Below are 24,425 nucleotides of genomic sequence, written 5' to 3'. Positions count from 1 at the left end.
CTAGCGAGGACGCCTGGCGTTTTCCTGCTCATGAATCTTTCTATATAACAATTTTGATATATAGAAAGATGAATCCATTCGTTCTGGAATGACTGACATTTTGCTATCTTGCCGCTTTTCTCCCACCTTGAGAAGCGCAACGATGTCGAAACAGTTCAAGTTAACACCGCTCAGCCTTGGCGTACTGGCCATCCTGGGCGGCACCGCATGGCAGGCGCACGCGCAAACGCAAGCGCCCGCAGCGGATCAGCAGGCGGCGGTCACCCCGCCAGCCGTCGTGGTCACCGGTTCGCGCATTCCCCGCGCCAGCCTGGAAGGCCCGTCTTCCGTCACCGTCCTGACCGGCGACGAAATCACCAAGCAGGGCTACAAGAACGTCTTCGACGCGCTGACCAGCCAGGTGCAGAACAGCGGCTTTACGCAGGGCGAGGATTACGGCAATACCTTCACGCCATCGGCCAATACCATCAGCCTGCGCGGCCTGGGCCCGAACCATACCTTGATCCTGCTGAACGGCCGTCGCCTGGCCGACTTCCCCATCGCCTATGACGGCGCCGTCAACTTCACCAACCTGGCGAACATCCCGTCGAGCATTGTCGACCGCATCGAAATCCTCAACGGCGGCGCCTCGGCCATCTATGGCTCGGACGCGATCGCCGGCGTGGTCAACGTGATCCTGAAAAAACAGGCGGAAGGCTTCGATATCAACGTCAAGCTGGGCGGCACCTCGCGCGGCGGCGCCGGCAACCAGCGCGTGCAGCTGACGGGCGGCGGCAATTTCGACAAGCTGCATACCCTGTTCAGCGTGGAACTGAGCCAGCGCGACCCGCTGTGGAGCATGGACCGCGACTTCATGACCAGCCGCTCCGGCGTGCCGACGACGATCGCCGCGCGCCGCACCCTGGTGAAAGGCAAGGCCGGCAACTATGTCGACCTGGGCGACACCTGCGGTCAGTTCGGCGACATGTTCGGCGGCAGCGTCAGCAAGTACACGGCGGCAAACGGCAGCTATTGCGCCAGCCCGAAAGCCCGCCCGACCTTCTGGACCACGCAGACGAAGAACCAGAGCCAGAACGTGTTCGGCAGCGCCAATTACGAGCTCGATGCCGACACCACCCTGTTTGCTGATGTCCTGATCGGCAAGAACAAGACCGTCAACAATACGCGCGGTCCGTCGTGGACCTCCGCTTCGCTGAACGGCAATTCCTTCCTGAACCAGAACAGCGGCGCCTACGAAGAGTGGACGCGCTTTATCTCGCCCGAGGAAATCGGCGGCGTGCAGCGCTATAACCGCAGCTGGGACGACCTGGCCACGGCCATCTCGCTGGGCGCCAAGGGTCGCATTCCGGGCAGCGCCTGGCAATATGAGGCGAACTACAACGCCTCGGTCTACACGAGCGAAGCCCACCGGCCGCAGTTGCGCTCGAACATCGACAGCTTCTTCCTGGGACCGAAGCTGGGCACGGACGCGAATGGCGTGGCCATCTACGCACCCGATCCCGCGCGCCTGTCGCAGCGCCTGACGCCGGCCGAATTCGACAGCATCAGCGGCTACAGCGACAGCAAGGACAAGGCCTGGACGAATACCCTGAGCCTGGCCACGAATGGCGACCTGTTCCAGCTGCCCGCCGGTACGGTGAAAATCGCCACGATTGCCGAAGCGAGCAAGCAGGGCTTCAGCAACGAACCCGACGCGCGCATCGACCAGGGCTATTTCAATGTCGCCACCGGTTCGGGCGTCACGGCCGGTACCCGTTCGCGCTATGCGCTGGGCGCGGAGTTGAATGTGCCGCTGCATGAAAAGCTGACCGCTACCGTCGCCGGCCGCTATGACCGCTACAGCTTTGCCGGCCGCAAGGAAGGCAAGTTCACCTACAACGGCGGGCTGGAACTGCGCCCGGCGCCGGACCTGCTGTTCCGCGCCAACTACGCCACCAGCTTCCGCGCGCCGGACATGAACTACATCTACCAGGCACGCGGCAAAGGCTATTATTCGAGCACCACCGACTATTACCGTTGCGATGCTGCGGGCAAGGCCATCGACGGCTGCGAGTATGCGAATAAATCGCCGGGTGCCGATTACGTGCAGAATGGCAGCCGCGACCTGCAGTCGGAAAAGGGCAAGTCCTTCGGCGTGGGCGCCGTCTGGTCGCCGAGTTCCAATTTCGACGTTTCGGTCGACTACTGGAACATCAAGATCGACGACCTGGTGACGAATCTGGACGCCGACAAGCTGCTGCGCGACGAATCCGATTGCCGCCTCGGCATGGCCGACATCGGCTCGCCGACCTGTATCGATACCCTGGGCCGCATCGAGCGCTACGCGGCGAATGCCTTGAACAAGGCGGGCGAGATCAAGACCATCACCGTCAACCCGATCAACGCGGCCAAGAAAAGCAGCAGCGGCATCGACGTCAGCCTGAAATACTTGCTGCGCACGACGGACTATGGCCGCTTCGCCTTCAAGGCCAACTACGCCCGGGTGCTGAGCAAGAAATCGCAGCAATTCGCCGGCGATGCAGAGACCGATGAAACCAAATCGATGACCAACATGGATTGGCCCGACAAGCTGAACCTGAGCGTCAACTGGGCTGCGGGCGACTGGTCGAATACCTTGCTGGTCAGCCGCTACGGCAAGCTGCCGAATGCCGCCGGCAAGGCTTACCTGACGCCGACGGCGCTGGCCAACATCAGCACCGTCTACCGCATCAACGACCGTGCCACCGTTTCGCTGATCGTCAACAACGTGTTCGACAAGATCAAGCGCGACGCCAGCAACGGCTGGCCGTACTACCCGATCGGTAACTACAGCCCGCAAGGCCGCCAGGGGTGGATCGAGTTCAACTACCATTTTGGCCCGTAATTCACGCTTGCCAGAGCAAGGCCGGAGCAGCTGACGTTGTTCCGGCTTTTTTATTTTCCGGCGCGTTTTTATCCGACCGCCACTCTATAATTGCCCGCTTGTCCTCTCTCGATGGAGTTTGACCCATGCTACGCCACGCCCTGCTGTCCACCGCCCTGTTGACCGTGTTTGCCGCCAGCGCACACGCCGCTCCCGTCCTGACGACGGTGGCCGAGCGCTCGGGCTTTTTGCATACGGGCCGCTACGCGGAAGTGGAAGCCCTGTGTCGCCAGTTCCAGGCGCGCTATCCGAAGCAGGTGCGCTGCGTGGAGTTCGGCCGCACGCCTGAAAACCGCCCCATGCTGGCGCTGGCCGTGACGAATACGGGCGCCCTGACGCCGGCCGAAGCGGCGCGCCGCAAGCTGCCCGTGCTGCTGGTGCAGGGCGGCATCCATGCGGGCGAAATCGATGGCAAGGATGCCGGCTTCCTGGCCTTGCGCGAAATCCTGGAGGGCAAGGCGGCGCCCAGCGCGCTCGACAAGCAGGTGCTGCTGTTCGTCCCCGTCTTCAATGTCGATGGCCATGAGCGCTTCGGCCAGTGGAACCGTCCGAACCAGCGCGGTCCCGTGGAAATGGGCTGGCGCAGCACGGCGCAAAACTACAATCTCAACCGCGAATACATGAAGGCCGATACGCCCGAGATGCAGCACATGCTGGCGCTGGTGAACGCCTGGGACCCGCTGGCCTACGTCGACCTGCACGTCACCGACGGCGCCCAGTTCGAACCCGATATCTCGATCCAGGTCGAACCCGTGCATGCGGGCGATGCGGCCCTGCGCGTGGCGGGAACGGCGCTGCGCGACGGCGTGCTGGCCGACCTGGCAAAGCAGGGTTCGGACCCGAAACCATTCTATATTTCGTTTGCCGAGAACGACAATCCGCAATCGGGTTTTGTCGATTCGGGGCCGAATCCCCGCTTCTCGCATGGCTATTTCCAACTGCGCAACCGCTTCGGCATGCTGGTGGAAACCCATTCGTGGAAGGATTATCCGACCCGCGTGCGCATCACCCGCAACACCATCGTCTCGCTGCTGTCGCAAGTGGCGCTGCATGGCGCGCAGTGGCGGCAAACGGCGCTCGAGGCGGATGCGCGCGCCGCGCAGCTGGCAGGCAGCACCCTGCCGCTCACCTACAAGACGACGGAGAAGAGCCGCATGATCGCGTTTCGCGGCTACGCCTACACGCGTACGCCGTCCGAAGTGTCGGGCGCGCTGATGACGCGCTACGATGAAACCACGCCGCAGATCTGGAACGTGCCGCTGCGCGACGAAATCGTGCCCGACCTGCAGCAGGCCGCGCCGCATGCCGGCTATCTGGTGCCCGCCGCGCAGGCGCAGATGGTGGCGGCCAAGCTGCGCCAGCATGGCGTGTCGTACCAGGTGCTGGCTGGCGCACCGGGCAAGCTGCCGGTTGAAGCCTTCCGCGCCACGCAGGTGAAATTCGGCGCGCAGTCGTTCGAGGGACGCCAGACGGCGGCCGTGCAGGGCGAGTGGCAGAAAGAGGCGCGCGTGGTCGGTGCGGGCGCGCTGTACGTGCCCGTCAACCAGGCCAAGGCGCGCCTGGTCGTGGCCCTGCTCGAACCGCGCGCGCCCGATTCCCTGCTGGCCTGGGGCAGTTTCAATACGGCCTTCGAGCGCAAGGAGTACATGGAAGAATACGTGGCCGAAGACGTGGCGCGCGCGCAGCTGGCGGCCGACCCGGCGCTGGCAGCGCAGTTCCAGCAGAAGCTGGCCAGCGATCCCGCATTTGCCAAGAGCCCGGCCGCGCGCCTGGAATTCTTCGCCCGCCGCCACGCGTCCTGGGATGAGCGCCTGAACCTGTATCCGGTGCTGCGCACGGATGTGGCGCCGGCCGGCCTGGCATTGCCGCCGACGCGCACACCGAAGTTGTCAAATCGCACAGATTAATCGGAAGAAAATGCTATTCTCCGCTCGATGATGGCGCCGCCACCACGAGCAGAGAACATGCATGGTCAACAAGACACTCTACAACCAGCACCGCGAGACGTTTTTTCGCCTCTGCGATGCAGTCGGCGAAAATCAGGTGGAACAGGTGCGCAGCCTGCTCGAGGCCACGCCGCTGCTGTTGACCTTTCGCCGCTACAACATGGATGACGGCGAATCGCTGCTGCATCTGGCCGCGGCCGGCGGTAGCCGCGACGTCTGCGTCCTGCTCGTGTCGCTGGGCCTGGACATCGACCTGCCCTTGCCCGGCTACCGCAACCATACGCCGCTGGACGCGGCGGCAAGCCATGGCCATCTGGATACCTGCCGCTGGCTGCTCGAGCAGGGCGCTGCCGTCGACGGCTTGCCGGACAATATACTGTCGCCGCTGGACAGCGCCTGCGTGGGCGGCCACCAGGACGTGGTGGCATTGCTGTTGCAGTCGGGCGCCAATCCGAACCGCCTGCATACGCGCTGGAACCAGGCGCCGGTCGATATCGCCAGCGGCTGGGGTTTTCCCGCGATCGCCCAATTGCTCGCTGCCGCCGGCGGCGTCAGCATACTCGACGTGCCGCAGCAAGCGGCCGCCTCACCGCAGGAATCGATCCGCACCTTCATGCACAACAGCGCCGGCTGGGTATTGCCGGCCGTGTTCAGCCCGGACAGTGGCGACGCGCGCTTTTCGCTGGGCATCAGCTGCATCGGCGGCAAGCGCGATTTCAAGCTGCTGTTTACGGCCGGCCTCTTCCAGCAATCCCCGATGACCGAACTGGCCATCTGCCTGCCTGGCCGCTGGCCGCTGACCGTGCACGGCTTCGCGCAGCACAGCCCCTGGCGTTTTCCGGTGGCGCTGCTGGCACGCCTGGGACGGCGCACGCTCGACCAGGCCAGCCTGGCGGCGGGCGAGCTGCTGCGGCGCGACGCTCCGCACCTGGCGGACCTGGCCTGGCCGGATGGCGTCGACGCGCTGCTGGCCATCGACAAGCGCTGGAATCCGGAGCCGGAGGAGGACATTGCCGACGATGACAAGGTCACCATCTATCTGCTGGTGCCGGTGAAGTTCACCAAAAAAGGCGCGCCCGACGCCAGCACTTTGCCGGCCTTGATCGAACGCAAGCTCAAAGGCAGCTGGAAAGTGTCTGCTTTGCCTGTCCCCGTCATTGGCTAGCGCGCGCGTGGCCAGATCAAGCCGGCCAGTTTGCAGCGATGTTATCCTGCCAATGCATCTTCCGCGTCCGCGCGCAACCTGTTCACGCATCGGTTTTTCATGACACAAAAAATTCTTCTCCTGAGCGTCTCGGCCGGCGCCGGCCACATGCGCGCGGCGCAAGCCATCGAGGCGTATGCGGCGCGCGATGGCGGCGGCCCAGCGGCGCTGGCCCTGCATCTCGACGTGATGGATTTCGTCACGCCCGCCTTCCGCAAGCTGTACACGGATTTGTATATCAAGCTGGTCAACAAGGCGCCCGCGCTGTGGGGCTATCTGTATCACGCCACCCACGATGCGCCGCGCGACAGCTCTATGCAGCGCCTGCGCCGCGCCGTCGAGCGCCTCAATACGCGCGCGCTGATGGCGCGGATCGCCGCTTTCCAGCCCGATGCCATCATTTGCACGCATTTCCTGCCGGCCGAATTGCTGTCGCGCGCATTACGCCAGCAGCAGCTGGCTTGCCCCGTGTGGGTGCAGGTCACGGATTTCGACTTGCACCGCATGTGGGTGCACGAGCAGATGCAGGGCTATTTCGCCGCCACTGACGAAGTGGCGTTCCGCATGCGCCACGAAGGCATCCCCGCCGGGCGCATCCACGTGACGGGCATTCCCATCATGCCCGCGTTCGCGCAGGCGCCCGACCGCGTGTCGTGCGCGCAGGCGTTTGGCCTCGACCCGCGGCGCACGACGATCCTGCTGATGGGCGGCGGGGCGGGACTGGGCAGCCTTGAAACGGTCGCCGCGCGCCTGCTGGCGCTGCCGGGCGACTTCCAGCTGATCGCGCTGGCGGGGAAAAACGCCGCCGCGCTGGCGGCGCTGCAGGCATTGGCCGGCCAGTATCCGGGCCGCCTGCTGGCGCAAGGCTTTACCAGCGAAGTCGAGCGCCTGATGGCGTGCGCCGACCTGGTGATCACCAAGCCGGGCGGGCTGACCACCTCGGAATGCCTGGCGCTGGGCTTGCCCATGATCGTCAACTCGCCGATTCCCGGCCAGGAAGAGCGCAATGCCGACTATCTGCTGGAGCAGGGCGTGGCCCTGAAGGCATTCGATGCCGTCACCCTGGAATACCGGGTGCGCCTGTTGCTCGAGCATCCCGAGCAGTTGCAATCGATGCGCGCAAAGGCGCTGGCCCTGGGCCGCCCGCGCGCCGCCCTGGACGTGCTGGCGCAGGTGCTGCGCGCCGGCGCCGTTCTTCAATAACCAGGAAACCATGATGCTGCATGTCGTACTGTTGACCCTCGCCCTGGGGCTGGCCGCCGCGCCGGCCGGGGCGCAACCATCGCCGCCACGCCAGCCGGACTGGGCCACGCCGCTGCCGCAGGTGTCGAACCTGCACCAGGTCACGCCCGTCCTGTACCGCAGCGCCAGGCTGGATAGCGCCGACGTGGCCCAGCTGCAGGCGCTGGGCGTGAAGACGGTGATCAGCCTGCGCTCCTTCCACTCCGATACGCAGGTGCTGGAAGGCAGCGGTATCCGCGCCGTCCGCATCCCCATCAATACCTGGGCTATCCGCGATCGCCATGTGATCGACACCATGCGCGCCATCCGCGCCGCCGGACAGCAGGGTCCCGTGCTGCTGCATTGCCTGCACGGCGCCGACCGCACGGGCATGATGGCCGCCATGTACCGCATGCTGTACCAGGGCTGGCCGCGCGAGAAGGCGATCGACGAGCTGAAAAATGGCGGCTACGGCTACCACGCCGTGTGGAAGAATATCGAAAGCTACCTCCAGCGCGTGAATGTCGACGAACTGCGCGCACGTATCGAGGCGCGGCAACCCTGATACCCCGCTGGCGCGCCACTTCAGGCATGATTGCGATTCCAGTCACGTTTTTCCGGAATCCGCATGGAACACCACAGCTTTCTCATCAACATACTGTTTTACCTGGTCGCCGCCATCATCATGGTGCCGCTGGCGAAGCGCCTGGGCATGGGCGCCGTGCTGGGTTACCTGGTGGCCGGCGTCGTCATCGGTCCCTGGGGCCTGGGCCTGATCAAGAATGTCGAGGTGATCCTCAGCTTTTCCGAATTCGGCGTGGTGCTGCTGCTGTTTTTGATCGGCCTGGAGCTGGAGCCGAAGCGCTTGTGGCTGCTGCGCCGTCCCATCTTTGGCTGGGGCGGGGCGCAGGTGGGCGTCGTCAGCGCGGGCTTGTGCGCCGTGGCCATGGCCTTTGGCGTGGACTGGCGCACGGCGCTGGTCGGCGCGCTGGGCCTGTCGCTATCGTCGACGGCCATCGTGCTGGCCACCCTGGGCGAACGCAAGCTGATGAGCACCCCGGCCGGTTCCGCCGGCTTTTCCATTTTGCTGTTCCAGGATATCGCCGCCATTCCCATGATCGCGCTGGTACCGCTCTTGGGCGGCCTGGTCACGCACAGTGGCGAACCGGGCTGGCTGCGCGTGGCCAAGCTGGCCGCCGTGCTGGCGGCCTTGGTGATCGGCGGTCGCTTCCTGGTGAATCCCATCCTGCGCTTCATCGCCAGGACGGACTTGCGCGAAATCTTCACGGCCTTTGCCCTGCTGCTGGTGATCGCCATCTGCGTGCTGATGGAATCGGTGGGCCTGTCGATGGCGCTGGGCACCTTCATGGCGGGCGTGCTGCTGGCCGATTCCGAATACCGACATGAACTCATTTCCGACCTGGAGCCGTTCAAGGGACTGCTGCTGGGCCTGTTTTTCATCGCCGTGGGCATGTCCGTCGATTTCGGGGTGCTGCGCGCCCAGCCCTTGCTGATCCTGGCCCTGGTGGCGGGCCTGCTGGCGGTCAAGGTCGCCTTGCTGTACGTGCTGTCGAAGTTTGTCGACATTCCCCGCGGCCAGCAACTGTTCTTTGCGCTGCTGCTGTCGCAAGGGGGCGAATTCGCCTTCGTCGTGTTTGCCGCCGCCGAGGCCGCGCACGTGTTTGCGCCGGAGACGGCCGCGCTGCTGGTCGTGGTGGTGACCCTGTCGATGGTGGCCACGCCCTTGCTGCTGCTGTTGCACGACAAATTCGTCGCGCCGCGCCTGCAAGGCGAGAAGAAGCGCCGCCCCGACGACCATATCGAGGCGCAGGACAATCCCATCGTCATCGCCGGTTTCGGCCGCTTCGGCCAGATCATCGGTCGCCTGCTGGCAGCCAATAAGATCGGCGTGACGGTACTTGATCACGACCCGGACCAGATCGACCTGCTGCGCAAGTTCGGCTTCAAGGTGTTTTATGGCGACGCCACGCGCGTGGACCTGCTGGTGGCGGCCGGCATCGAGAAGGCCAGGGCGCTGGTGATCGCCATCGACAATGTGGACGACAGCCTGGCCCTGGTCGACGCCGTGCGCCTGCGCCTGCCGCAACTGACGATTCTGGCGCGTGCGCGCAACGTCACGCATTACTATGAATTGATGAAGCGGGGCGTGACGCTGATCGAACGCGAAACGTTCGCCGCGGCGCTGCTGCTGGGCGAGCAGACCTTGCAGCAGGTGGGCTTCAGCCCGGAGCGGGCGCAGCGCGCGGCCGGCATCTTTGGCCGGCATAACCTGAAAACCCTGCTGGAAGTGGCGCCGCACTTCCAGGACCAGCAAAAAGTCATGTCCCTCACGCGCCAGGCGCGCGAGGAACTGGAAGACATGTTCGAGAGCGATGCGGCGGCGTTTGCCTCGGAGCAAGCGGGAGAACCGGGGTCAGACCCTCAACACCGTTAACGCGAAGGCTTGTGCTAACAATCGAGGGGGTCTGACCCCAGCATTATTTCCCCCGCTTCGCTTCAATCGTCTCGATCTGGTCCATGATGCCGTTCATGCGCGCCGCCAGCGCCTGGTACGGTTTCGGCGAGGCCAGATCGACGCCGGCCGCCTTCACCAGCTCATACGGATACGCGGAACCGCCGGAGCTGAGCATCTTCAGGTAGGCGGCCAGCGCGCCCGGCTCCTTGTCGAGGATGCGCTGCGCGAAATCCTGCGCCGCGGCGATCGAGGTGGCGTACTGGAACACGTAGAAGCCGTGATAAAAATGCGGCACGTAGGCCCATTCCAGCGCGTAGGCGGGATCGATGGTCATGACGCCTTGCGCCTCGCCATGGTAGCGTTTGAGGATGCCGGCATAGATGGCCGTGATCTCTTCGCCCGTCAGCGACTCTCCTTTATCCACCTTGCCGTGGATGGCCGCTTCGAATTCGGCGAACATGGCCTGGCGGAAGTAGGTGCCGCGCAGGTTTTCCAGCGCCGCGCCCAGGTACAGCAGGCGCTCGTCATCGTCCTTGGCCTGCTTCAGGCGCGCGTCGAGCAGCAGCGCCTCGTTCGTCGTCGAGGCGATTTCCGCGACAAAGATGCTGTACGGCGCATAGATCGATGGCTGCGCCTTGTTGGCCAGCACCGAGTGCATGGCGTGGCCCCATTCGTGCGTCAGGGTGCTGACGGCTTCGTAGTTGTCCGTGTAGTTGAGCAGCACGAACGGGTGCACGTCGTACGCGTCGCCATTCATGTAGGCGCCCGCCACCTTGCGCGGGCGCGGGTACACGTCCATCCAGCGAGCGTCCACGGCGGCGGTGAGGGCCTTGACGTAGTCGTGGCCCAGCGGCGCGACGGAATCGAGCATCATCTGCTTGCCGTCGGCCAGCGGGAAGGTGCGGTCGCTTTTCAGTAGCGGCGCATAGATGTCGTAATACGCGAGGTCCTTGACGCCCAGCATGCGCGCGCGCAGCTTGAAGTAGCGGTGCAAGGTGGGCAGATTGGCGTTGGTTTGCGCGATCAGGGTCTGGTAGACGGCCGGCGGCAGATGGTCGGCGTCGAGCGCCGCGCTTTGCGAATCGGCATAGCGGCGCACTTTCGCATACGCGGCGTCCGTCTTCAGCTGGCCGTACAGGGTTTCGCCGAACGTGCGTTCATATTCCTTCCACTTGCCGAAAAAGGCGTCGAACACCAGCTTGCGGTCGGCGCGCTGGTCATCGCCCCGGTATTTCGTGTACGCCGCCTGGTCGAGACGTACTTCCTTGCCGTCCGACAGTTTCACGGTCGGCCACGGGATTTCCGCATTGGCCAGGGTGCGGTAGACGCTGGCGGCCGAGCTTGTTGCCAGGCCGAACTGTGCCACCAGCTGTTCGCCAGCCGCGTCGAGCGTGTGCGGCGCGCTGCGCAGCATGTTGCTCAATTGAAAACGGTACAGCTGCAAACCCTTGTCTTTCGCCAGCATGGCGTCGATGCGCTTGCCGCCCAGGGCGAGGATTTCCGGCTGCAGGAAGGTTGACGCCTGGGAGAAGTCGTTGCCCAGCAGGGCGGCGCGCTGGTTCAGCTGGTTGCCCTTGCTGTCGCCCGTATCCTGGTCGTAATACTGCGCCGCATAGGTGGTGAGCGTGTTGACGCGCTTGCGCGCCTCGGCGTACAGGTCCAGGCAGCTTTTCAGGCGGGCCGGCGACGCTTTCAACTGCCCCTTGCAGGCGCCCAGTTGCTGCAGCTGCGCCGACAGCTTTTTCGCGTCGGCGTCGAAGGCGGCGTCGTTTTGATACAGCGCCGTCAGGTCCCAGCGGTCGGCCTGGCGGTCGGTGGGCGCAGCGGCAGGCGCGGCGAAGGCAGAGGAGAGGCCGAGAGCGAGCAGGGAAAACAGCAGGGGGCGCTTGAGCGCGGATGGCGTCATGGTTCATTCCAGTGAGGTTGTCGGAAGAATGCTTGCTGACCGCCGTGCAGGGATGCGCGCGTGACGCACCGCGTACCGGCAGAGCTGACTACGGTACCTCAAATGGACGCGGGGGGAAAGAGGCGGAGGGAAGATACCGCGCGCCACCTGGACGGTGGCGGCGGAACAACAGGAGGTTTTTACAGAGGTTGCAGCGCGATGGTGCCGAACGTGGTCGGCGTCGAGCATGGCTCTTCATCGAAGGCGATGTCGCCCATGGGGTTGGCCACGCCGTCCGCCTTCAAATCCTTGAAGCCGAACAATTTCGGGTCCATCAGGTGGGACGGCGCCACGTTCGACAGGGCCGAGAAGATGCTTTCCACGCGGCCGGGGAATTTCTTGTCCCATTCGCGCATCAAGCCCTTGATCTGCTTGCGCTGCAGGTTTTCCTGCGAACCGCACAGGTCGCATGGAATGATGGGGAAGCCCTTGACTTCCGCATAGCGCTGCGTGTCTTCTTCCTTCACGTAAGCCATCGGGCGGATGACGATGTGCTTGCCGTCGTCCGACTGCAGCTTGGCCGGCATGCCTTTCAATTTGCCACCAAAGAACATATTCAGGAAGAAAGTTTCCAAAATATCATCGCGGTGGTGGCCCAGGGCGATCTTGTTGGCGCCCAGCTCGTCGGCCACGCGGTACAGGATGCCGCGGCGCAGGCGCGAGCACAGCGAGCAAGTCGTCTTGCCTTCCGGGATCAGGCGCTTGACGATGCTGTAGGTATCCTGGTTTTCGATGTGGAAGGCGACGCCCAGTTCCGTCAGGTAGGCGGGCAGGATTTCCGGCGGGAAGTTCGGCTGCTTCTGGTCCAGGTTGACGGCCACGATATCGAAGTGGATCGGCGCGCGTTCGCGCAAGGTCATCAAGATGTCCAGCAGCGCATAGCTATCCTTGCCGCCGGACAGGCAGACCATCACCTTGTCGCCGTCTTCGATCATGTTGAAATCGCCGATGGCTTGTCCCACCAGGCGGCACAGGCGCTTGTGCAGCTTGTTGTTTTCCAGGGCGATCTTTTCCGCCTTCTTGCGCGCCAGTTTCTGCGCTTCGACATTGGCCGGCACTTCCACGGCGGCCGTCATCGTTTCCAGTACGGCGCTGTCATTCATGTTGTTCATGCTTCATCCTTGATCTTGAATACTTCCACGCCCACGCCTTCGCAGTCGGGATACACGTCCGGTTTCATGCTCGATACGCGCGCGGCGCGCACGCGCGGGTGGGCCAGCATGGCGGCCAGCACGTCGTCGACCAGGCTTTCCTGCAGCTGCACGTGGCCTTGCGCCATGCGTTTGGCGATGGTTTCGCGCATGAAGTCGTAGTCGACCACTTCTTCCAACTGGTCATCCTTCGGCGTCGACAGGGCCAGGGGGATGTACAGGTCGACGTTGATGAGGACGCGCTGCTCGCCCTTTTTTTCGAAGTCGTAGACGCCGATGTTGATGAGGACTTCGTAATTGCGCAGGAACAGGCGGCGGCAATCGGCCAGGCGAGGGTGGGACAGGGCGGACGACATAGTTTTACCTTTTAGGGAATGCTGGAGTGCTGGTTGTTTGGTAGGGCTGCTGATTATTTGGTCAAAAACATGACGTCGCGCGGCAAGCCGATCAAATGCTGGCCGCCATCGACCAGCAGGGTCGTGCCCGTCAGCGCGCGCGCGCCGGCCACGTAGCAGACGCTGTCGGCCACATCCTCAGGCGTGCTGGAGCGTCCCAGCGGCGTGTTTTCATGCGCCTTGGCAAAGTTCGCTTCCGTCTGCTCGCCGGAGACCATGGTGATGCCGGGGGCAATGCCCACCACGCGTACTTTCGGCGCCAGCGCCTGGGCCAGCATGGTGGTCGCCGACAGCAGCGCCGCCTTGGACAGGGTGTACGACAAAAAATCAGGATTGAGATTGTACAGTTTTTGGTCCAGCAAGTTGATGACCACGGCTTGCTCGCCTGCCGGGGTGGCCTGGTACAGCGCTTGCGCCAGCAGGATGGGGGCGGCCAGGTTGGCGTGCATGTGGGCGTCGAGCGCGGCGACGGAAAAATCGCCCGCATTGTCGTATGCAAACAACGATGCGTTGTTGACCACGCAAGTAACCGGCCCCAGCGCCGCCTGTGCCTGCGGCAACAGCTGGCGTACGGCCTCTTCCTGCGCCAGGTCGCAGGGGAACGCTTGCGCGCGGCGGCCCAGCGCGGTGATTTCCGCGACCAGGCTGAGCGCCTCGTCGCGCGAGTCGCGGTAATGGACGGCGATATCCCAGCCGTCGCGCGCCAGGCCCAGCGCGATGGCGCGGCCGATGCGCCGCGCGGCGCCCGTGACGAGGGCGACGCGGGGTGTGCTGTCGAATGGCGTTGTCGTTGCTTCTGTCATGTCTTTGCTATGGTTGAGATATTCGGTGGACGCCACACTGGCGGCATGCGCCGCCGATTCGCTACAATGCGGGAATGTCTCTTCCCGCACCCGATAGCGACGCGCTGGCCGCGTCCCATGCCTTGCAGCACCAGATTGCCGCCGAAATCGCGCGCAATGACGGCGCCATTCCCTTTGTCCGCTTCATGGAACTGGCGCTGTATGCGCCTGACCTCGGCTATTACAGCGGCGGCGCCGCCAAGCTGGGCAAAGATGGCGATTTTACAACCGCGCCGGAGATTTCGCCCCTGTTCGGCGCCACCCTGGCCCATGTGGCAGCCGCTATTATGGCGCAAACGGCCCCGCGCATCCTCGAATTCGGCGCCGGCACGGGCAAGCTGGCCTGCGATATCCTGACGGAAGCGGCGAATGCCGGCATCCATGTCGAACAGTATGCGATCGTCGAATTGTCCGGCGAATTGCGCGCGCGCCAGGAGCTGGCGCTGGCAGCCTTCCCGCAAGTGGTGTGGCTCGACGGCTTTCCCGACAGTTTCGAGGGCGCCGTGTTCGGCAATGAAGTGCTGGACGCCATGCCTGTCAACCTGATCAGCAAGACGCCCGCCGGCTGGTGCGAACTCGACGTCAGCATCGCCGACGGCCAGTTCGTGTTTGTCGAGCGTCTGGCCGGCGCTGAGGTGGCTGCGCAGATCGCCGCCCAGGTGCCGGACGCCGATGCCTTGCCGGTCGGCTATGTCACGGAAATTCATGGCGTTGCCTGCGGTTTCATGCGCTCGCTGGCGCGCATGCTGACCAATGGCAAGGGCGGCGCGGCCGTGCTGTTCGACTATGGTTTCCCTGCGCATGAGTATTACCTGGACTTGCGCGCCACGGGCACCCTGATGTGCCATTACCGCCATCACGCCCACGCGGAACCGTTTTATCTGCCCGGCTTGCAGGACATCACGGCCCACGTGGATTTTACGGCGATGGCGGTGGCGGCGCAGGAGGCGGGCCTCGATGTGCTTGCCTACATGAACCAGGCGTCCTTCCTGCTGGGCGCGGGTCTCGGCGACTTGCTGCTGCGCACCGATCCGGAGCAGGTCAAGACCTATTTGCCGCAGGCGAGCGCCGTGCAAAAGCTGGTGTCGCCCGCCGAGATGGGGGAATTGTTCAAGGTGCTGATAGTGGGGCACCGCGTGGAGTTGCCGGAAGCGCTGTTGTCCAGCGACCGCAGTCACCGCTTGTAAGCGCCCGCAATATCAAGGCAGGGCAGTATCGCCCTGCAATTTCCTGTCCGCCGGTGGTTATTATCTTGTCATATCGTATATGATGACCGACACAGCACGGTTCCATCCTGCAAGAACCCGTCGCCGCGCACCGATTTCAAGATAGAACGATGGGAAAGATACATACACACTATGACAACCTGAAGGTGGCGCGCCTGGCGCCGCAGGAAGTCATACGTGCCGCGTACAAAGCCCTCAGTCAGAAATACCACCCGGACAAGAATCCCGGCGATGAAAAGGCCGCCCGCATCATGGCGATCCTCAACAGCGCCTATGGCACCTTATCCGATCCACAACGCCGCAAGGAACACGACGAGTGGATCGCCGCCGAGGAGTGGGAAATCGAATGGCTGGAAAGCACCCACCAGGAAGAAGGCAAGAGCCGCGATGGCCGCGCGAAAGGCCATGCCCAGCCGCATGAACACGCCTGGGCGCAGGATGTGCCGCCGCCGAAGGGCAAGCCGCGGCGCGGCCTGCAACCCGTCTGGCGCAACTGGCGCTGGTGGCTGAGTTTGTTTATCTGCCTGTTGCTGGGCTGGCTGGGCGCCTTGCTGATGCTCGACACGTCGCAGCCCGTGCCTGCCGCGCTGGCGTCGGCCTGGAGCGGCCTGGCCCGCGACGGCGCCAAGCCCCATGCGGAAGCGGCCACGCCGGCGGCCGGTGCCGTGTCGTCGTCGAAAGGCGAGGCGGTGGCAGTCGACAGCTGGGCCGTGGGCAAGCCGTATGCACCCGAGCCGCCGCAAGCGAAGACGCCGGAGATCCGCGTGCTGGCCGTGTCCCAGCTGAGCCTGAAAGGCATCCAGCCCGCCTGCGATGGGGCTGGCAAGGCCGAGTCCCCATCGCTGGTGGCGCCGAATGGCGAACCCTGGCCGGCCCATTCCGGCTATGTCGATGGATTCCCGATCGGTAACAAGGGCGATGAGCTGGCCGTGAGCATCGACAACAGCGGCAATGCGGCGCCCGTGTTCGTCAAGCTGTTTGACACGGAGCGGCGCTCGAACGTGCGCTACCTGTACATCCTCGCGTACGACAAGCTGCTGGTGGAGCAGCTCAGCGCGGGCAAGTATGAAGTGCGCTACCAGGCCGTCGGGCCGGGCCAGGATAGTTGTGGCGGCGCCACGCGCAGCGGTACCTCGGCGCCGGCGTCATCGCCGTCCGCCAGCGAAGGCGGTACGCAGAATCCTGTTGTAAGCAGCATCTAATCTGATTATGCTTGATATGCGTCAACGCAGCGTCCACATCGAACTTATCCATTAGGAGTATTCATGACCGACCTCAAGGCCGATGCAGATGATAACTGGCTGCTCGACGAAGATGAGCCGGTGGCCAGTCCTGCCGGGCTGGCCGCGCCCGACCAGCGCCTGTGGCGTGTCCTGATCGTCGATGATGACGTCGACGTGCATGCGGTCACGCGGCTGGCGCTGCGCAATGTCAGTTTCAAGGGCCGCGAACTGGAACTGTTTTCCGCCTACAGCGGCCGCGAGGCGTACGACATCCTGCGCGACACGCCCGATATCGCGCTGGTGCTGCTCGACGTGGTGATGGAAACGGATGACGCCGGCCTGATCCTCGCCAAGCGCATCCGCGCCGACCTGAACAACTCCATCGTGCGCGTCGTGCTGCGCACGGGCCAGCCGGGCCAGGCGCCCGAGCAGCGCGTCATCATCGAATACGACATCAACGATTACAAGGCCAAGACGGAACTGACGACGCAAAAGTTGTTTACCACCGTCATCTCGGCCCTGCGGGCCTACGAGAGCCTGATGATGCTCGAACGCAGCCGCATCGGCCTGGGCAAGATCCTCGCCGGCGCCACCAATCTGTACCAGATCCATTCCCTGCGCGAATTCGCTTCCGGCGTGCTGAACCAGGTCAGCGCCATCCTCGACGTGGGCGCCGACGGCGTGCTGTGCCTGATGCAGGGCGGCGCCGGACGGCCCGAGGTGGTGGCCGCCACGGGCACGTATGCCGTGCTGGCCGAGTCCGAAGCGATGCCGGCCGACCATGCCCTCACGTCCACCATCGACAAGGCGTTTTCGGAAAAGCGCAGCCAGTTCGAGCATCCGGCCAATGTGCTGTTCATCCACACGGAAGGCAACCGCGAGCTCGCCATTTCCGTCACGCCGCCGTGGCCGCTGGCGCAGATCCAGCGCGACTTGCTGGAAGTGTTTTGCCAGCGTATCGCCGCCGCTTTCGACAACCTGTACATGTTCGGCCAGCTGCGCAAGGCGCAGGAAGCGACCGTGGTGGCGCTGGCCGACCTGGCCGAGTTCCGCGACAGCGACACGGGCGGCCACGTGCGGCGGGTGCAGTTGTTGTCCGACGCCATCGCCCGGCGCATGCAGCAGCGCGGCGTCTATGCCGACGAGCTGACCCCGCAGCTACTCGACATGATCGGCCTGGCCAGCATCCTGCACGACGTGGGCAAGGTGGCCACGCCGGACGCCGTGCTGCTCAAGCCCGGCAAGCATACGGACGAGGAGCGGGCGCAGATGCAGCTGCACGCCAGCGTCGGACGCACCATCCTCGAGCGGGCCGCCAACATGGTCGACGGCGTCAGCTATCTCACGTATGGCGCGCAGATCGCCGGCGGCCACCACGAACACTTCGATGGCGCCGGTTATCCGAATGGCTTGAAAGGGCGCAACATTCCCGTGGCCGCGCGCATCGTTGCCGTGGTCGACGTCTTCGATGCCTTGCTGCACGAGCGGCCCTACAAGGAGCCGTGGCCGTATCCGCAGGTGCGCGAATACATCGAGCAGCGCAGCGGCAGCCAGTTCGATCCGGAAGTGGTGACGGCGCTGCTGGAACTGATCGACCATGAGCCGCAACTGTGGCATCCGGAGCGCGTCGTCGCTTGAGCAGCAACGTCGTCGGCATTTTTCGGCACGCCGCCATTCCCTTGCGCGCGGCGCCGTCATATACTCGGCAGCCTCATGCTGGCTGGCGCCACGCACCAGTGTGGCGCGCCGCGGAGTTTTCGGACATCACGACATGAAAGAACTCAAGGGTCTTAGCGCACTGATCATCGAGCCGCATCCGGGCATGCGCGCCAGCCTGCACAATATGCTCAACCTGTGCGGCCTGGCGAAGATCGATGACGCGGCCAGCTCAGGCCAGGCGATTCGCATGCTGGGCAGCAAATCGTATGATTTGATCCTGTGCGAATACGATCTCGATGGCGGGCAGGACGGCCAGCAGATGCTGGAAGACTTGCGCCACCACAAACTGATGCACGCGTCGACCATGTTTTTCATGGTCACGGGCGAAGGCAGCTTCGCCAAGGTGGTCAGCGCCGTCGAGCTGTTGCCCACCGATTACATCCTCAAGCCCTTCACCGCTGACAACATGCTCGAGCGCATCGGCCGCGCGCTGGACAAGCGCAATGCCTTCGTGCCCGTGTACGAGTTGATCGACGTGGGCAATGAGCGCGCGGCGATTGCCGCCTGCGCCGAGGGCGCCAGCCTGTATCCCCGCTACGCCACCGATTTCCTGCGCTTGCGCGCGGAATTGCACCTGCTGTTGGGCGAGGCGGCCGACGCCGAGCCGATCTACGCGGGCCTGTACGCAGCCAAGTCCATCGGCTGGGCGCGCCTGGGGCAGGCCAAGACGCAGTTCCTGCTGGGCGAGTACGAAGCGGCGCAAGGCACCCTGGAGGGATTGCTGGAAAACAACAAACGTTTTCTCGACGCGTACGACTGGCTGGCGCGCACGCATCTGGCGCAAGGCAAGCCGGAGCTGGCTCAGGCCGCCCTGAGCGAAGCGGTGGCCCTGTCGCCGCACGCCGTGCGCCGCTTGCGCCGTCTGGGCGAGGCGGCCCTGGCGGCCGACGATATCGAGATGGCGGAAAAATCCCTGAAGTTGGTCGTCAGCAAGGCCAAGTATTCGGAATTCCGCGATCCGGAAGACCATGTGCGCCTGGTGCAGACCCTGGTGCGCAAGGGCGACCCGCTGCAGGTGGGCGCCGTGATCCGCGACCTCGACAAGTCGATGGGCGGGCAAAAGAATGCAGAACTGTGCAGTGCGCTGTGTAGCGCCATGCTGCACGCGCATACGGGCAACGAGGAGCGCTTGCAGCAATCGCTCGACGTGGCGCTGGCCGCCAACCGCCACAGCGGGGGCGGCTCGAACATGCTGAAAACCGAGCTGGCGCGCCACTGCCTGGCGCATGGGCGCGAAGACGGCGCCGCCGAGGTGATGCGCGAAGTCATGCGCAATGCGCCCGACAGCGCGGCCATGACGCGCGCCATGGCCGTGTTCGAGCATGCCGGGCGCGAAGAGCTGGCCAAGGCGCTGGCGCGGCAAAGCCGCCAGGAAGTGGCCGACATGGTGGCGGCCGGCGCCGCCAGGGCGGGAGAGGGCGATTTCCGCGGCGCCGTCGATTTGATGGCCGAAGCCGTCACGCGCCTGCCCGATAATCCGCAAGTGGTGTTCAATGCGGCCGTGGCCGTGCTGAAGTGCCTGGAACACGAAGGCTGGGATGAGCGCATGGGACAGCAGGCGCTGACGTTTATCGCCGGCGTGCGCCGCCTGGACCCGCGCAATCCCAAATTGCCCGTGCTGTCGGGCCTGCATCAGCAGTTGTTGCGTAAATATAAGCCCCTCGGCAACTCCTGGATGCATCCACCTGACGCCCGGTAAAAGGGAAAAATGACGGGAAAATGCGGCTTCCCGGCAGGGGGGATAAAAAAAATCCAAAAAAAGCAGACTTTTTCGCGCCAACCCTTGCACATTCTCAAATCGGGAGCTTATAATCACGCCCCGAAGCAGCCAACTTCTTCTTTATAAGCAAATGCAGTAGTCAGGCATCAGTAAATAAGGTTGACAGTTGTGAGTAGATGCTTCATACTCTGCGGTTCCCGCGGAGGGGTGGCCGAGTGGTTAAAGGCGACAGACTGTAAATCTGTTCTCTATGAGTACGCTGGTTCGAATCCAGCCCCCTCCACCAAGTTTTTGCAAGGAAAACTGGGTAGTAGCAAAAGTAAGTGAAGATAAAGTGAACGATACCTCGCGGGTGTAGCTCAATGGTAGAGCAGAAGCCTTCCAAGCTTACGACGAGGGTTCGATTCCCTTCACCCGCTCCAGTTTCCGTTCAGATGCTTGATGCATCGCATGCAACAAATTACAGCCCTTGTAGCTCAGTGGTAGAGCACTCCCTTGGTAAGGGAGAGGCCACGTGTTCGATCCACGTCAAGGGCACCAGAATTCGCAGCAGGCAGCACAGAAGCAATTCAAACCAGACCGTCGGGCGTGTGCCTGAGCAATCTAATCAAATCATTAGGAGTTCAAAATGGCAAAAGGTAAATTCGAACGGACCAAGCCGCACGTCAACGTCGGCACCATCGGCCACGTCGACCACGGTAAAACCACGCTGACCGCTGCAATCGCAACGGTTCTGTCGAAGAAATTCGGCGGCGAAGCTAAAGCATACGACCAGATCGATGCAGCTCCAGAAGAAAAAGCGCGCGGTATCACGATTAACACCGCCCACGTCGAGTACGAAACGGAAACGCGTCACTACGCGCACGTTGACTGCCCAGGCCACGCCGATTACATCAAAAACATGATTACCGGTGCTGCCCAGATGGACGGCGCGATCCTGGTGTGCTCCGCAGCTGACGGCCCAATGCCACAGACCCGCGAACACATCCTGCTGGCCCGCCAAGTTGGCGTTCCATACATCATCGTGTTCCTGAACAAGTGCGACCTGGTCGACGACGCAGAGCTGCTGGAACTGGTTGAAATGGAAGTGCGCGAGCTGTTGTCGAAGTACGAATTCCCAGGCGACGACCTGCCAATCATCAAAGGTTCGGCACGTATGGCGTTGGAAGGCAAAGAAGGCGAAATGGGCGTTGACGCAGTGCTGCGTCTGGCCGATGCGCTGGATGCATACATCCCAACGCCAGAGCGCGCTGTTGACGGTGCGTTCCTGATGCCAGTAGAAGACGTGTTCTCGATCTCGGGTCGCGGTACCGTTGTGACCGGTCGTATCGAGCGCGGCATTGTTAAAGTCGGCGAAGAGATCGAAATCGTTGGTATCACCGATACCGTCAAAACGACTTGCACCGGCGTGGAGATGTTCCGCAAGCTGCTGGACCAAGGTCAAGCAGGCGACAACGTTGGTCTGCTGCTGCGCGGCACCAAGCGTGAAGACGTGCAACGTGGTCAAGTTCTGGCAAAGCCAGGCTCGATCAAGCCGCATGCTCACTTCACCGGCGAGATCTATGTTCTGTCGAAAGACGAAGGCGGCCGTCATACGCCATTCTTCAACAACTATCGTCCACAGTTCTACTTCCGCACGACGGACGTAACCGGTTCGATCGAGTTGCCAGCAGACAAAGAAATGGTCATGCCAGGCGATAACGTGTCGATCACCGTCAAGCTGATCAACCCGATCGCGATGGAAGAAGGTCTGCGCTTCGCTATCCGCGAAGGCGGCCGTACCGTCGGCGCCGGCGTGGTTGCAAAAATCATCGCATAAGGAAATGTTATGCTTCCACCCGGGGCGTCCTGGGTGGTAGAATAGCACTCCTCGAAAGTTTTACGTAGGGACGTAGCTCAATTGGCAGAGCGTCGGTCTCCAAAACCGAAGGTTGGGGGTTCGATGCCCTCCGTCCCTGCCACCGTCAAGGTGCAGGGCACCGAAAGTAGAAAAATGTCAAATCAATCCGTGCAAACCGTTAGCACGTCGAGTGACAAGATAAAAGTCGCGCTGGCAATAGTGGCTGCGATTGCAGGAGTAGTCGGGTTTTATTACCTGGCAGGCCAACCAGCTCTGGTGCGTGCAAGCGCGCTTGTGGCTGGTTTGGTTATTGCTGTTGCGCTCTTGTATGTCTCGACGACCGGCCGTGAATTTCTCAATTTCGCCAAAGAAGCTGTGCGCGAAACCAAGAAAGTCGTTTGGCCTACCCGCAAAGAAGCCACGCAGATTACTGCGATCGTGTTTGCCTTTGTGCTGGTCATGGCGATTTTCCTGTGGGGCACGGATAAATTGCTCGAGTTTTTGTTGTATGACGTAATTCTGGGTTGGAAAAAATAATGAGCGAAAATGTGCATGATGAAGCGGCGAACGAGTCCGTTCCGGGCGACGCTCCGGTAGCGGACACTGGTGCAGCGCTGAGCGTGCCAGTGAGCAGCAAGCGCTGGTATGTCGTGCATGCTTATTCCGGCATGGAAAAAAGCGTCATGCGCGCACTGACCGAGCGCATCGAGCGCGCGGGCATGCAAGACCAGTTCGGCCAGATCCTGGTGCCGATCGAAGAAGTTGTCGAAGTCAAGAATGGTGTCAAGTCCGTCACCGAACGTCGTTTCTATCCTGGCTATGTGCTGGTTGAAATGGAAATGACGGACGAAAGCTGGCACTTGGTCAAGAACACCAGCAAGGTTACCGGTTTCATTGGTGGCAAGTCGAACAAGCCGACGCCGATCTCCGCGCGCGAAATCGACGGCATCATGAAGCAGATGCAGGAAGGTGTTGAAAAGCCCCGTCCGAAAACCTTGTACGAAGTGGGCGAGCAAGTACGCATCAAGGATGGTCCGTTTACCGACTTCAACGGCAATGTCGAAGAAGTCAATTACGAGAAATCCAAAGTGCGCGTCTCGGTCACCATTTTCGGTCGCGCTACTCCGGTAGAGCTCGAATTCGGCCAAGTCGAAAAAGTCTAAGTATTATCAAGCGCCACCAGGAGCGTCGCGGCAGTCTCAGCGAAATCCGGTCAGAGGAGCCCCGCCAGGGTAGGATCGGCGGGGCGCTACTACTCAATCCAAGATAGGAGCCATCATGGCAAAGAAAATCATTGGTTTTATCAAGCTGCAAGTGCCAGCTGGTAAAGCAAACCCATCCCCACCAATCGGTCCAGCTCTGGGTCAACGTGGTCTGAACATCATGGAATTCTGCAAGGCCTTCAATGCACAGACCCAAGGTCTGGAGCCAGGCATGCCGATTCCAGTCGTGATCACCGCATTTGCGGACAAGTCCTTCACGTTCGTGATGAAGACGCCTCCAGCAACCTACCTGATCAAAAAAGCTGCTGCGATCACCAAAGGTTCGCCGAAGCCACATACCGACAAAGTCGGTACGCTGACCCGCGCACAAGCTGAAGAAATCGCTAAATTGAAAACCCCTGATCTGACCGCTGCCGACATGGATGCTGCTGTACGCACCATCGCTGGTTCCGCTCGTTCGATTGGTATCACGGTGGAAGGTGTTGTATAATGGCTAAGTTATCCAAACGTATCAAGGCTTTGAAAGCCAAAGTCGACCGTACCAAAGTGTACGCTTTCGACAACGCTGTCGCTCTGATCAAAGAGTGCGCAACGGCCAAGTTCAATGAATCGATCGACGTATCGGTACAACTGGGTGTTGATCCTAAGAAATCCGACCAAGTGGTGCGCGGCTCCGTCGTGCTGCCAGCTGGTACCGGCAAAACCGTACGCGTGGCAGTATTCGCGTCGGGCGAAAAAGCTGAAGCTGCTAAAGCAGCTGGCGCCGACATCGTTGGTATGGAAGACCTGGCTGAGCAGATCAAAGCCGGCGACATGCCTTTCGATATCGTTATCGCTTCGCCAGATACCATGCGTATCGTTGGTACCCTGGGTCAGATCCTGGGCCCACGCGGCATGATGCCTAACCCGAAAGTTGGCACTGTTACTCCTGACGTCGCTACCGCCGTGAAAAACGCGAAAGCCGGTCAAGTTCAGTACCGTACCGACAAATCCGGTATCATCCACGCTACCATCGGCCGTAAATCGTTCGCTGACGCAGATCTGAAGTCGAATCTGGTCGCACTGATCGACGCACTGAACAAAGCCAAGCCAGCATCGAGCAAAGGCGTGTACCTGCGCAAAGTTTCGCTGTCGTCGACCATGGGCGCTGGCGTCCGTGTTGACCAGGCTAGCCTGGCAGCTTAAGTAACAGAATCAAGTCCTGTAGCGCCTTCGGGCGCTGCGGGCGTATCTTTGGGCTGTCTGCCCGGTGTTCGCACTAGGCAGGCAGACAATCAAAGACCGTTGGGCCGACTGCGATTGCACATGCAGAAGGTTAATAGGCTTGCCGGCAACGGCAAGTGCCCAACGCAGATGGTGTACCCGAACAAGTTTTGTAGTCCTCATGCTGCG

At 62.4% G+C, this 24,425-nt stretch carries 19 protein-coding genes and 4 tRNA genes; 19 read left to right on the top strand and 4 right to left on the bottom strand.

Annotated features, from left to right (window positions below; genetic code table 11):
* Nucleotides 1-142 precede the first annotated feature (142 nt).
* From O0881_RS18160 to kefC, 6 genes are all read left to right on the top strand, one after another.
* A complete protein-coding gene (locus tag O0881_RS18160; RefSeq protein WP_289912435.1) occupies nt 143-2,863 on the top strand; it encodes a TonB-dependent receptor in 2,721 nt (906 codons plus the stop codon).
* Nucleotides 2,864-2,988: 125 nt separating this feature from the next.
* Nucleotides 2,989-4,809 carry a M14 family metallopeptidase gene (locus tag O0881_RS18155; RefSeq protein WP_289912434.1) on the top strand — a complete coding sequence of 607 codons (1,821 nt, stop codon included), beginning with the start codon at nt 2,989-2,991 and terminating at the stop codon, nt 4,807-4,809.
* A 61-nt stretch (nt 4,810-4,870) separates the two neighbouring features.
* A complete protein-coding gene (locus O0881_RS18150) occupies nt 4,871-6,013 on the top strand; it encodes an ankyrin repeat domain-containing protein (protein ID WP_289912432.1) in 1,143 nt (380 codons plus the stop codon).
* A gap of 99 nt (nt 6,014-6,112) precedes the next feature.
* Nucleotides 6,113-7,255, top strand: coding sequence for a glycosyltransferase (locus O0881_RS18145; protein WP_289912431.1), 1,143 nt, complete (start codon nt 6,113-6,115; stop codon nt 7,253-7,255).
* Nucleotides 7,256-7,265: 10 nt separating this feature from the next.
* Nucleotides 7,266-7,838, top strand: coding sequence for a dual specificity protein phosphatase family protein (locus O0881_RS18140; protein ID WP_289912430.1), 573 nt, complete (start codon nt 7,266-7,268; stop codon nt 7,836-7,838).
* Nucleotides 7,839-7,901: 63 nt separating this feature from the next.
* Nucleotides 7,902-9,728: a glutathione-regulated potassium-efflux system protein KefC gene (gene kefC, locus O0881_RS18135; RefSeq protein ID WP_289912429.1), complete on the top strand. Its 1,827-nt coding sequence runs from the start codon at nt 7,902-7,904 to the stop codon at nt 9,726-9,728.
* Between the two features lie 43 nt (nt 9,729-9,771).
* On the opposite strand, the gene pepF is transcribed toward kefC, so the two are convergent.
* The 4 genes from pepF to O0881_RS18115 form a co-directional block, all read right to left on the bottom strand.
* Entirely contained in the window at nt 9,772-11,655 is a 1,884-nt protein-coding gene (pepF, locus tag O0881_RS18130; RefSeq protein ID WP_289912428.1) for an oligoendopeptidase F, read from the bottom strand.
* A 179-nt stretch (nt 11,656-11,834) separates the two neighbouring features.
* Nucleotides 11,835-12,797: a tRNA 2-thiocytidine(32) synthetase TtcA gene (ttcA, locus tag O0881_RS18125; RefSeq protein ID WP_289912652.1), complete on the bottom strand. Its 963-nt coding sequence runs from the start codon at nt 12,795-12,797 to the stop codon at nt 11,835-11,837.
* A 5-nt stretch (nt 12,798-12,802) separates the two neighbouring features.
* Nucleotides 12,803-13,201, bottom strand: coding sequence for a dihydroneopterin aldolase (locus tag O0881_RS18120; RefSeq protein ID WP_046682033.1), 399 nt, complete (start codon nt 13,199-13,201; stop codon nt 12,803-12,805).
* 53 nt (nt 13,202-13,254) lie between these two features.
* Nucleotides 13,255-14,043, bottom strand: coding sequence for an SDR family oxidoreductase (locus tag O0881_RS18115; RefSeq protein WP_289912427.1), 789 nt, complete (start codon nt 14,041-14,043; stop codon nt 13,255-13,257).
* A 74-nt stretch (nt 14,044-14,117) separates the two neighbouring features.
* Between O0881_RS18115 and O0881_RS18110 the strand changes: the two genes are divergently transcribed.
* The 13 genes from O0881_RS18110 to rplA all read left to right on the top strand — a co-directional run bounded on the left by O0881_RS18110 (nt 14,118) and on the right by rplA (nt 24,218).
* Nucleotides 14,118-15,269 (top strand): SAM-dependent methyltransferase, encoded by a 1,152-nt coding sequence (locus O0881_RS18110; RefSeq protein WP_289912426.1) that lies wholly within the window; start codon nt 14,118-14,120, stop codon nt 15,267-15,269.
* 149 nt (nt 15,270-15,418) lie between these two features.
* Entirely contained in the window at nt 15,419-16,510 is a 1,092-nt protein-coding gene (locus O0881_RS18105; RefSeq protein ID WP_289912425.1) for a DnaJ domain-containing protein, read from the top strand.
* A 63-nt stretch (nt 16,511-16,573) separates the two neighbouring features.
* Nucleotides 16,574-18,169 carry a DUF3369 domain-containing protein gene (locus O0881_RS18100; RefSeq protein WP_289912424.1) on the top strand — a complete coding sequence of 532 codons (1,596 nt, stop codon included), beginning with the start codon at nt 16,574-16,576 and terminating at the stop codon, nt 18,167-18,169.
* 133 nt (nt 18,170-18,302) lie between these two features.
* The gene (locus O0881_RS18095; RefSeq protein WP_289912423.1) at nt 18,303-19,949 is read left to right on the top strand and encodes a response regulator; all 1,647 of its coding nucleotides are present in this window, start codon (nt 18,303-18,305) and stop codon (nt 19,947-19,949) included.
* A gap of 222 nt (nt 19,950-20,171) precedes the next feature.
* Nucleotides 20,172-20,256, top strand: a tRNA-Tyr gene (locus O0881_RS18090).
* Between the two features lie 62 nt (nt 20,257-20,318).
* Nucleotides 20,319-20,392, top strand: a tRNA-Gly gene (locus tag O0881_RS18085).
* 43 nt (nt 20,393-20,435) lie between these two features.
* Nucleotides 20,436-20,510 (top strand) — tRNA-Thr (locus O0881_RS18080).
* 88 nt (nt 20,511-20,598) lie between these two features.
* Nucleotides 20,599-21,789 carry an elongation factor Tu gene (gene tuf, locus O0881_RS18075; RefSeq protein ID WP_077398776.1) on the top strand — a complete coding sequence of 397 codons (1,191 nt, stop codon included), beginning with the start codon at nt 20,599-20,601 and terminating at the stop codon, nt 21,787-21,789.
* A 66-nt stretch (nt 21,790-21,855) separates the two neighbouring features.
* Nucleotides 21,856-21,931, top strand: a tRNA-Trp gene (locus O0881_RS18070).
* A gap of 32 nt (nt 21,932-21,963) precedes the next feature.
* Nucleotides 21,964-22,347 carry a preprotein translocase subunit SecE gene (secE, locus tag O0881_RS18065; protein WP_010394308.1) on the top strand — a complete coding sequence of 128 codons (384 nt, stop codon included), beginning with the start codon at nt 21,964-21,966 and terminating at the stop codon, nt 22,345-22,347.
* The gene (gene nusG / locus O0881_RS18060; RefSeq protein WP_077398778.1) at nt 22,347-22,973 is read left to right on the top strand and encodes a transcription termination/antitermination protein NusG; all 627 of its coding nucleotides are present in this window, start codon (nt 22,347-22,349) and stop codon (nt 22,971-22,973) included. The genes secE and nusG overlap by 1 nt, the downstream gene beginning before the upstream one ends.
* A 115-nt stretch (nt 22,974-23,088) precedes the next feature.
* Complete coding sequence (rplK, locus tag O0881_RS18055; RefSeq protein ID WP_034753131.1) at nt 23,089-23,523, top strand: 50S ribosomal protein L11; 435 nt, start codon at nt 23,089-23,091, stop codon at nt 23,521-23,523.
* Nucleotides 23,523-24,218: a 50S ribosomal protein L1 gene (rplA, locus tag O0881_RS18050; RefSeq protein ID WP_034753134.1), complete on the top strand. Its 696-nt coding sequence runs from the start codon at nt 23,523-23,525 to the stop codon at nt 24,216-24,218. The genes rplK and rplA overlap by 1 nt, the downstream gene beginning before the upstream one ends.
* Nucleotides 24,219-24,425 lie beyond the last annotated feature (207 nt).

Origin of the sequence: Janthinobacterium sp. SUN100 (genome assembly GCF_030397705.1) — a bacterium.
Classification (GTDB): domain Bacteria; phylum Pseudomonadota; class Gammaproteobacteria; order Burkholderiales; family Burkholderiaceae_D; genus Janthinobacterium; species Janthinobacterium kumbetense.
The sequence above is the reverse complement of the archived record's forward strand: the minus strand, read 5'-3'. Positions and strand labels throughout refer to the sequence as shown.